Raw genomic sequence first — 9,358 nt, forward strand, 5'->3', positions numbered from 1 at the left:
CCGTGGCCGAACCCGCGCTCCAGCCCCGCCGGAGCAGGGCCATCGGCGTCGCCGGTGTCAATGCCGGCCCCCGCCGGGGGCCGCGCGCGCGCCGCGCCTGTGTCCGGCCGGACACGCGGCGCCCCATGCCCCCCGCCATCACGCCGCCATCCGGTGTTCGCGCAGCGCCCGGGCGTCGGCATTGGTCTTCCGCCGGGAGAACAGGGAGATCAGGATCGGCACGATCACCAGAATCAGGTTCGGCGCCAGGGTGATGCCCCCGACCACCACCAGGGCGAGCGGCTTCTGCACCTGCGAGCCGATGCCCGTGGAGACCGCCGCGGGCAGCAGGCCGACGCAGGCGGCGACGCAGGTCATCATCACCGGGCGCATCCGCACCACGGCGGCGTGCCAGATCGCCTCGCCGCGCTCCCAGCCCTCCTCGAGGAGCTGGTTGTAGTAGGCCAGCAGGATCACCCCCTCCATGGTCGAGATGCCGAACAGGGCGATGAAGCCGATCGCCGCCGAGATCGAGAACGGCGTGCCGGTGGCGAACAGGGCGAAGATGCCGCCGATCATCGCCATCGGGATCACCGAGAGCGTCAGCAGCATGTCGGTCACCGAGGAGAAGTTCACGAACAGCAGCAGCGCGATCAGCGCCAGGGTGACCGGCACCACGAGGCTCAGGCGGGTCGCCGCCTCGGTGAGGTTCGTGAACTGCCCGACCCACTCCATGTGGTAGCCGGAGGGCAGGTCCACCTCCTGCTCCACCCGGCGCTGGGCCTCGATCACCGTCGAGCCGAGGTCGCGCCCGCGCACCGAGAACTTCACCGGGATGTAGCGCTCCTGGTCCTCCCGGTAGATGAACGAGGCGCCCGAGACGAGGTCCACGTCGGCGATCTCGGAGAGGGGCACCTGGACCACGCCGCCGTTCGGGTTCTGGGCACCCACCGCGATGTTGCGGATCGTGGCCAGCGACGAGCGGTACTCCTTGGCGAGGCGCACCCGCATCGGGAAGTGCCGGTCCGAGCCGTACTCGTAGAGGTCGCCCACCGTCTGGCCGCCGACCGCCGCCTGGATCGTGGTGTTCACGTCGCCGATGGACAGGCCGTAGCGGGCCGCCTTGTGCCGGTCCACGTCGATGCGCACCGTCGGCTGGCCCAGCGATTCGAACACCGACAGGTCGGTGATGCCCGGCACCGTGGCCAGCACCGCCTTCACCTGGTTGGCCGCCTTGGTGAGCTGGGCGAGGTCGGTGCCGTAGATCTTCACCGAGTTCTCGCCCTTCACCCCCGAGGCCGCCTCCTGGACGTTGTCCTCGATATACTGGGAGAAGTTGAACTCGATGCCGGGAAACTCCTGGTCGAGCTTGACGCCGAGGTCGTGGATCAGGGTCTCCTTGTCGAGGCCCTTGCGCCACTGGTCGATGGGCTTGAGCGGCGCCAGGATCTCGACGTTGAAGAAGCCGGTGGCGTCGGTGCCGTCGTTGGGCCGGCCCTGGTGGGACAGGACGGTCGTGACCTCGGGCACCTCCTGGAAGATCTTGCGCAGCCGCTGCACGTAGGCGTTGCCGGCCTCCAGGGAGATCGAGGACGGCATGGTCCCGCGGACGTAGAGGTTGCCCTCCTCCAGCTTCGGCAGGAATTCCAGGCCGAGGTGCCGGGCCGCCACCCCCGAGGCGAGCAGGATCGCCAGCATGGCGGCCAGCGTCACCACCCGGTTGCGCAGGCCGAAGCGCAGCGCCGTCTCGTGGCCGACCCGCAGCACCCGGACGATCAGGGTGTCCCGCTCCTCCACCCGCTTCGGCAGCATGATCGCCGACAGGGCCGGCGAGACGGTGAAGGTGGCGATCAGGCCGCCGACCAGGGCGTAGGCGTAGGTCTTGGCCATCGGCCCGAAGATGTGGCCCTCGACGCCGGTCATCGTGAAGAGCGGCAGGAAGCCGACGATGATGATGGTGGCCGAGAAGAAGATCGCCCGGTTCACCTCGGCCCCGGCGATGGCGATGGTTCCGAGCCGCCCCTTGAGGCCCCCCGGCGCCGGCTGGCCCTCCGAATGCTCGGGCTCGGCCAGGTGCCGGAACACGTTCTCGACCATGATGACGGTGGCGTCGACGATCAGCCCGAAATCGATGGCGCCGAGCGACAGGAGGTTGGCCGAATCGCCCCGCACCACGAGGATCAGGATGGCGAAGCCCAGCGCGAAGGGGATCGTCGCCGCCACGATGATCGCGCTGGTGAGGGAGCCCAGGAACAGCCACTGCACCACGAAGACCAGCACCACGCCGAAGACGAGGTTGTGCATCACCGTGTGCGTGGTGGTGTGGATCAGCCCCGAGCGGTCGTAGATCCGCTCGATCTTCACGTCCGGCGGCAGGACCGTGGAGGCGTTGATCCTGTCGATCTCGGCCTCGACCCGCTCCAGGGTCGGCAGGCTCTCGCCGCCGCGGGTCATCAGCACGATGCCCTCGACCACGTCCGCCTGGTTGTCGTGGCCGACGATGCCGAGCCGCGGGGCGTTCGACACCCGCACCTCCGCCACGTCCCGCACCAGCACCGGCACGCCGTTGACGAGGCTGACCAGCGTGTCCCGGATGTCGTCCATGTCCCGGATCAGGCCGACGCCGCGCACCACCGCCGATTGCTGGCCGACGTTCAGCGTCTGCCCGCCGACGTTGATCGAGGCGTTGTTCAGGGCGGTGGTGAGCTGCACCAGGGTCAGCCCCTGCGCCTGGAGCCGGTTCAGGTCGACGGCGACCTCGAACTCCTTGGCCTTGCCGCCGAAGGCGGTCACGTCCACCACGCCGGGGATCGCCTTGAAGCGGCGCTGCAGCACCCAGTCCTGCAGGGTCTTCATGTCGGTGGGCGAGTACCCCTTCGGGCCGACGAGCTTGTAGCGCATGATCTCGCCGACCGGGCTGGTGGGCGAGATCGAGGGCTGGGCGCCGTTGGGCAGGGTGGGGGCCTGCGACAGGCGGTTCAGCACCCGCTGGAGCGCCTCCTCGTAAGTGTACTCGTAGTTGAACTGCACCTTCACGTCGGACAGGCCGAACAGGGAGATGGTGCGCACCGTCGTCGCGTTGGGGATGCCCGCGAGCGCCACCTCCAGGGGGATCGTGATGTAGCGCTCGATCTCGTCGGCCGACTGGCCGGGATTCTGGGTGATGACGTCCACCAGGGGCGGCACCGGGTCCGGGTAGGCCTCGATGTTGAGGCGCGTGTAGGCGGCGTAGCCGATGGCGAGCATCAGCACGAACAGCAGGCAGACGAGGACGCGCTGCCGGAGGGCGAAGACGATCAGGCCGTTCATCGCGCCCGCCTCACGAGGCCTTGTCGCCGGTGGCGGCCCGGTCGATGAACAGGGCGCCGCGGGTCACGATCTGCTCGCCGGGCTGGAGGCCCGTGACGACCTGGGCGTTGTCGCCGTTGATCAGCCCGAGCTGCAGGTCGCGGGCCTCCACCGCCCCGTCCGGCCGGGCGACCCAGACATGGGTGCGCCCGCCCTCGTAGACGACCGCGCTCAGGGGCACGCTCGGGCTCGGCTCGCCCTTGCCGGTGATGATCGTGTAGGTGGCGAACATCTCCGGGCGGAGCACCCGGTCGGGATTGTCGACCTCGCTGCGCACGGCCAGGCGCCGGGTCGCCGCGTCGAGGCTGGCGGCCATGTAGTTCACCCGCGCCTTGAACACCCGGCTGCCGAAGCCCGCCACCTTCGCCTCGACCTCCTGGCCGATGCGGATCTTGGGGATCTCGCTCTCGCGCACGTTGGCGACGAGCCACACCGTGGACAGGTCGCCGATGACGAATTGCGGGTCGGCGGAGGCGCTGATGTACTGGCCGATGCCGACCTTGCGCTGGACGATGGTGCCCGCGATCGGCGCCCGGATCTGGGTCTCCGGGCTCATCGTGCCGTTCTTCTCGTAGGCGGCGATCTCCGTATCGGTCTTGCCGAGGAGCCTCAGGCGGTTCTTCACCGCATCGAGGGCGGCTTCGGCGGTCTTGAGGTCGCTCTGGGCGGCGATGACATCGTTCTGCGCGGACTGGTAGTCCTTCAGGGCCACCGCCTTGGCCTGGAACAGCTCCTGCTGCCGCGTGGCGATGGTCTGGTCCAGCTTCAGCAGGGCCTGCTGCTTCTGGAGGGTGTTGAGCGCCGCCTGATAGTCGTTCTGCGCCTGGACCATGTCCGTCGCCTCGACCACGAACAGCACGTCGCCGGCCTTCACGTCGTCTCCCGCCCGGGCCATCACCTTGGTGACGCGGCCGGCATAGGGGGAGACCACGGGCACGTTGTCGTCGTCGTTGAGGGCGATGCGGCCTTCCGCGGCCCCCTCGGGCCGGAACATCTGCGTCGCCACGGGGAGGATCTCGAAGGAGGCGCGCTGCTCCTTGCTGGGGCGGAACACCCGCTCGGTCGGCTCGGCCGTCTTCAGGTCGATCCCGGGATCCGTATTGCCCGACGCGAACAGGCCCTGGGCCGCCCCGGCGATCCGGGCGCCCCAGTCCCGCGCCTCCTCCGGCCGCAGGGCGACGAAGGCGCCGACGCCCGCGAGCACGAGGAGCGGGACGAGGATGCGCAGCCTCCGCCGGCCGCGGGACCGCGCCGGCCGGGTGACGGCCTGATCCGATGAAAGGGGGTTGCGGGCGTCCATGAGCGTCGTTTCAGCCGGGCAGGGAGACATCGACCGCGATTCGTGCCGCCCGTCGGTGCGAGCACTGAATCCCAGGTTAGCGCTTTTCCAAGGCAAAGGCGCGGCGCTGCCTCGTGACGGCGGTTAGAATGTCGCCTCCCGCCGGGCAAACGACGGTTTCGTGAGGGGCCGGAATGCTCGTCACCTGCGTTGTCGCCGCCACACCGGGAATCTGCGAGGGGGGATGGCCCGTCTGTGAGCGACCCGCATGACGCTCTCGTGACGGGGCCGGGCGCCGGCCCTTCCGTTGGCGGGATGGCGCTACAATGTTACAGGCCGGACCCATCCGATCCTTCGCGAACCCTGGCAGGCCGACATGGCGATTTCCCCGGCGAACTCCCCGCAGACGGACGGCAAGATCCCGGTCACGGTGCTCACCGGCTACCTCGGCGCGGGCAAGACCACCCTGCTCAACCGCATCCTCACCGAGAATCACGGGCGCCGCTACGCGGTGATCGTCAACGAGTTCGGCGAGATCGGCATCGACAACGACCTCGTCGTCGGCGCCGACGAGGAGGTGTTCGAGATGAACAACGGCTGCGTCTGCTGCACCGTGCGCGGCGACCTGATCCGCATCATGGACGGGCTGGTGAAGCGCCGGGGCAAGTTCGACGCGATCATCGTGGAGACCACCGGCCTCGCCGACCCGGCCCCCGTCGCCCAGACCTTCTTCGTCGATCAGGATGTGGGCGACGCCGCCCGCCTCGACGCGGTGGTGACGGTGGCCGACGCCAAGTGGCTCACCGAGCGCCTGAAGGACGCCCCCGAGGCCAAGAACCAGATCGCCTTCGCGGACGTGATCCTGCTCAACAAGGCGGACCTCGTGACCCCCGCCGACCTCGACCGGGTGGAGGGCGAGATCCGCGCCATCAACCCCCTCGCCAAGCTCCACCGCACCACCAACTGCGCCGTGCCCCTGGAGGCGGTGCTGGAACGCAACGCCTTCGACCTCGACCGCATCCTGGATATCGAGCCCGACTTCCTGGAGGAGGGCCACCACCACCATCACGATTCCGAGATCCGCTCGATCTCGGCGAAGATCGAGGGCGAGGTGGACCCCGAGAAGTTCATGCCGTGGATCTCGAACCTCACGCAGGTCCAGGGGGCGGACATCCTGCGCTGCAAGGGCATCGTCGCCTTCCCGAACGAGCCGAAGCGCTTCGTCTTCCAGGGCGTGCACATGATCCTCGACGGGGACGTGCAGGGCGACTGGGGGGCGGACGAGAAGCGGGTCAGCCGCGTGGTCTTCATCGGCCGCAACCTCGACGAGGCGGCGCTCCGCGAGGAATTCGAGGCCTGCCGGGCGTAGGCGGCCCGAATCCCCTCCCCCCTCCGCGGGGGAGGGTGGCCCCATGAGGGGGGCGGAAGAGGGGGGCGACGCGGCAGAACGAGGCGACGCCCCTCACCCCACACCGTGCCTTATCCGGAAGCCGGGTTCCCCTCTCCCGACCCCTGCCGACGCAGGGGCCACCCTCCCCCGCAAGACGGGGAGGGAGCGCGGCCTGTCACACCACCACCGTGATCGCCTGCGCCGCCCGGGTCAGCCCGGTGTAGAGCCACCGCGCCCGGTGCTCGCGGAAGGCGAAGGATTCGTCGAACAACGTCACCTTGTCCCACTGCGAGCCCTGCGCCTTGTGCACGGTGAGGGCGTAGCCGTAGGTGAACTCGTCGGTCTCCCGGCGCTGGAAGAGCGGGATCTCCTCCTCCGAGCCGCTGATCATCGCCCGCAGCACCTTGATGTCCGTCGGGCGGCGGCGCAGCGCCGGGTCGTCCTCGGGCACGATGTCGAGGCGGATCATGTCGGGCCGGGGCGGGGCGCGCAGGGCGTGGACCGTCCAGGTCGAGCCGTTGAGCAGGCCCTTCACCCGGTCGTTGCGCAGGCACACCAGCTTCTCGCCGATGGCCGGCATCGGATCGGTGTGGCCGGCGAGCTCCCGCAGGCGGCCGTTGTAGAGCCGCCGCGTCTTGTTGAGGCCGACCAACACCTGGTCGCATTCCAGCACCTCGGCGGGGTCGAGGTCGCGGCGGGAGACGACGCGGCTCTGCCCGAACTCGCCGCGCTCCAGCCGGCCGCCCTCGCGCACGGTCATCGCCATGCGCACGATCGGGTCGTCCTTGGCCTGCCGGTGGACCTCGGTGAGCATCACGTCGGGCTCGGCCTCGGTGAAGAAGCCGCCGCCGCGCACCGGGGGCAGCTGGGCCGGGTCGCCCAGCACCAGCACCGGCTTGTCGAAGGACAGGAGGTCGTTGCCGAGGTCGGAATCGACCATCGAGCACTCGTCGATGACGATGAGGTCGGCCTTGGCCGCCGCCCCCGAGCGGTTGAGGGTGAAGCTCGGGCCGCCGCCCTCCTCCGCCTCCTTCGTGCGGTAGATCAGGGAGTGGATCGTCGCCGCGTCGTGGCAGCCCTTCTGGCGCATCACCGAGGCGGCCTTGCCGGTGAAGGCGCCGAACACCACCGCCCCGTCGACGTCCTCGGCGATGCGGCGGGCGAGGGTGGTCTTGCCGGTGCCGGCATAGCCGAACAGGCGGAACACCTGCGATCCGCCGTCCCGGCGCCACGCGTCGATCGCCTTCAGCGCCGCATCCTGCTGGGGGGCGTAGGCACCGGGCAGCGAGGCGCTCATGCCGGCCCCACCGCCGTCATCGCGAGCGGAGCGAGGCGCGCCGGCGCCGCCGCCGCACACCCGTCCTTGCAAGCGCAGGGAAGCCATCCGGGGATCCGCCACAGTCTGAGGCGTCCCGCTGCCCTGGATCGCCTCCCTGCATTCGCGATGACGGAGAGGGACGCCGAGGACCGCCCCGCTCCCCGATGACGGTGAGCAGGTCCCCTCACGGCCACCGCACCGTGGGCGGCATGGAGGACAGGATGGAGGCGACGTTGCCGCCGGTCCTCAGCCCGAAGATCGTGCCCCGGTCGTAGAGCAGGTTGAACTCCACGTAGCGCCCGCGGCGCACCTGCTGCTCGCACCGGTCCTCCTCGGTCCAGGCCCGGCGGATGTTCTCGCGCACGATCGGCGGGTAGGCGTCGAGGAAGGCGAGCCCGACGGACTTGGTGAAGGCGAGGTCCGCCTGCGGATCCCCCGTCCAGCGGTAGTCGTAGAAGATGCCGCCGATGCCCCTTGGCTCGTTCCGGTGCTTCAGGTGGAAGTACTCGTCGCACCACGCCTTGTAGGGGGCGTACTCGACGCCGTGGGCCTCGCAGGCCCGCTGCAGGCAGGCGTGGAAATGCCGGCTGTCCGGGTCGTCCTGGGTGCGGCGGCGCTCCATCACCGGGGTGAGGTCGGCGCCGCCCCCGAACCACGCCTTCGTCGTCACCACGAAGCGGGTGTTCATGTGCACGGTGGGCGCGTGCGGGTTCCAGGGATGGGCGATCAGCGAGATGCCGGTGGCGAAGAAGCGCGGATCCTCCGCCGAGCCGGGGATCTGGCCGCGGAACTCCGGGGCGAACTCGCCGTGGACCGTCGAGATGTGGACGCCGGCCTTCTCGAAGACCCGGCCCTTCAGCATCGCCATGGTCCCGCCGCCGCCCGGCGCGCCGCTGTGGTCGGTGCGTGCCCAGGGGGTGCGGACGAAGCGGCCGGGCTCGCGGGGGGCGTCCGGGTGGAGGGGCAGGTCCGCCTCGTCCTCGATCGCCTCCAGGGCGGCGACGATCCGGTCGCGCAGCTCGGCGAACCATGCCGCCGCCTGCGCCTTCATGGCGGCGACGTCGGCCTCGCTGGCCGGAGGCCCGAGGGAGGCGCGGGGATCGGCGGGCGTGCTCATGCCATGGCTTTCCCACCCCGCCGGACGGGCGTCAATCGGGCATCGCGCCCCCACCCTCTCCCCTCCGCGGGGGGAAAGGGAGTGACGGGGCAGACCGGTCGCCATCCGGGCTCCGCCCCCTCCCTCCCCCCTCCGCGGGGGAGGGTGGCCCCCGTCAGGGGGTCGGGAGAGGGGAGCGCCGGTGCCGAACGGGGCACCGCCCCGCCCGACGCCCCGCGCGCCCCTCGCGATCCCGGCTCAGGCAAAGGGCGCCCCTTGGGCCACCCTCCCCCGCAGAGCGGGAAGGGAGTGCCCGCACGGGTCGGCGTCGCCCGGTGAAGCCGTGTATAAGGATGGCCCGGTCCCCTCAGCCCCTCAGCCCTCCTTCCCCCTGAGCCCTGCTTCCCCCCAAGCCCCCCTTCCCCATCTCCCCCCCGCCCCCCCCCCCCCCCCTCCGCCCCCTGCCCGCCCACACGCCCGCTCCCCCCTGCCACGCGCCCCGCCATTCCCGCCCGCCCCCCTCCGCCCGCTACTCCGCGGTGCGCGCCTGCGGGCGGCGGCCGCGGACCGCGGACCTCTCCCGCTCCTCCCGCACTCCGCGCCGCCGCTGCGCGAGGGCCGCGCCTCCCCCCCGATCCCGGCTCTACGACTCGGGCGCGCCGCGCGCGGGGCCGGGCCGGGGCGCCGGCAGGGGGGCGCCGCCCCCCCGCGGCGCGGAGGGGGAGGCCGAGGGGGCGGGGGCCGCCGCGCGGGTCGGGAGGTGGCCGGGGCGGGAGGCGAGGGCGGGCGGGTCCCCGGCCACCGGCCCGACCGGCGGCCCCGGGGGCAGCGGGTCGGCCGGGGGCGGCGGGAACGGGGGGGCGGGGGAGACGGTGAAGGCGGCCGGGCGGGGGGGAATGGGCGGAAGGGGGCGGGGGGGGGAAGGGGGCTGGGGGGGAAGGAGGGCTC

5 protein-coding genes and 1 pseudogene are annotated in these 9,358 nt (G+C 71.3%); 1 reads left to right on the top strand and 5 read right to left on the bottom strand.

Features of this window, described 5'->3' with window-relative positions:
• Window positions 1-138: 138 nt before the first annotated feature.
• Together MKK53_RS05855 and MKK53_RS05860 are read right to left on the bottom strand one after the other, a co-directional pair.
• Window positions 139-3,288: an efflux RND transporter permease subunit gene (locus MKK53_RS05855; protein ID WP_243927755.1), complete on the bottom strand. Its 3,150-nt coding sequence runs from the start codon at window positions 3,286-3,288 to the stop codon at window positions 139-141.
• 10 nt (window positions 3,289-3,298) lie between these two features.
• Window positions 3,299-4,627, bottom strand: a complete 1,329-nt coding sequence (locus tag MKK53_RS05860) for an efflux RND transporter periplasmic adaptor subunit (protein WP_243927756.1) — start codon at window positions 4,625-4,627, stop codon at window positions 3,299-3,301.
• A gap of 355 nt (window positions 4,628-4,982) precedes the next feature.
• Between MKK53_RS05860 and MKK53_RS05865 the strand changes: the two genes are divergently transcribed.
• Window positions 4,983-5,975 carry a CobW family GTP-binding protein gene (locus MKK53_RS05865; RefSeq protein WP_243927757.1) on the top strand — a complete coding sequence of 331 codons (993 nt, stop codon included), beginning with the start codon at window positions 4,983-4,985 and terminating at the stop codon, window positions 5,973-5,975.
• A 196-nt stretch (window positions 5,976-6,171) separates the two neighbouring features.
• On the opposite strand, the gene MKK53_RS05870 is transcribed toward MKK53_RS05865, so the two are convergent.
• The 3 genes and pseudogenes from MKK53_RS05870 to MKK53_RS05880 all read right to left on the bottom strand — a co-directional run.
• Entirely contained in the window at window positions 6,172-7,293 is a 1,122-nt protein-coding gene (locus tag MKK53_RS05870; protein ID WP_243927758.1) for an ATP-dependent RecD-like DNA helicase, read from the bottom strand.
• Window positions 7,294-7,498: 205 nt separating this feature from the next.
• A complete protein-coding gene (hemF, locus tag MKK53_RS05875; RefSeq protein ID WP_243927759.1) occupies window positions 7,499-8,431 on the bottom strand; it encodes an oxygen-dependent coproporphyrinogen oxidase in 933 nt (310 codons plus the stop codon).
• Window positions 8,432-9,053: 622 nt separating this feature from the next.
• Window positions 9,054-9,358: pseudogene (locus MKK53_RS05880) on the bottom strand (OmpA family protein); the annotation flags it as partial.

The sequence above is a fragment of the Methylobacterium sp. J-076 genome, from assembly GCF_022829405.1.
In the GTDB taxonomy this organism is placed as follows: Bacteria; Pseudomonadota; Alphaproteobacteria; order Rhizobiales; family Beijerinckiaceae; genus Methylobacterium.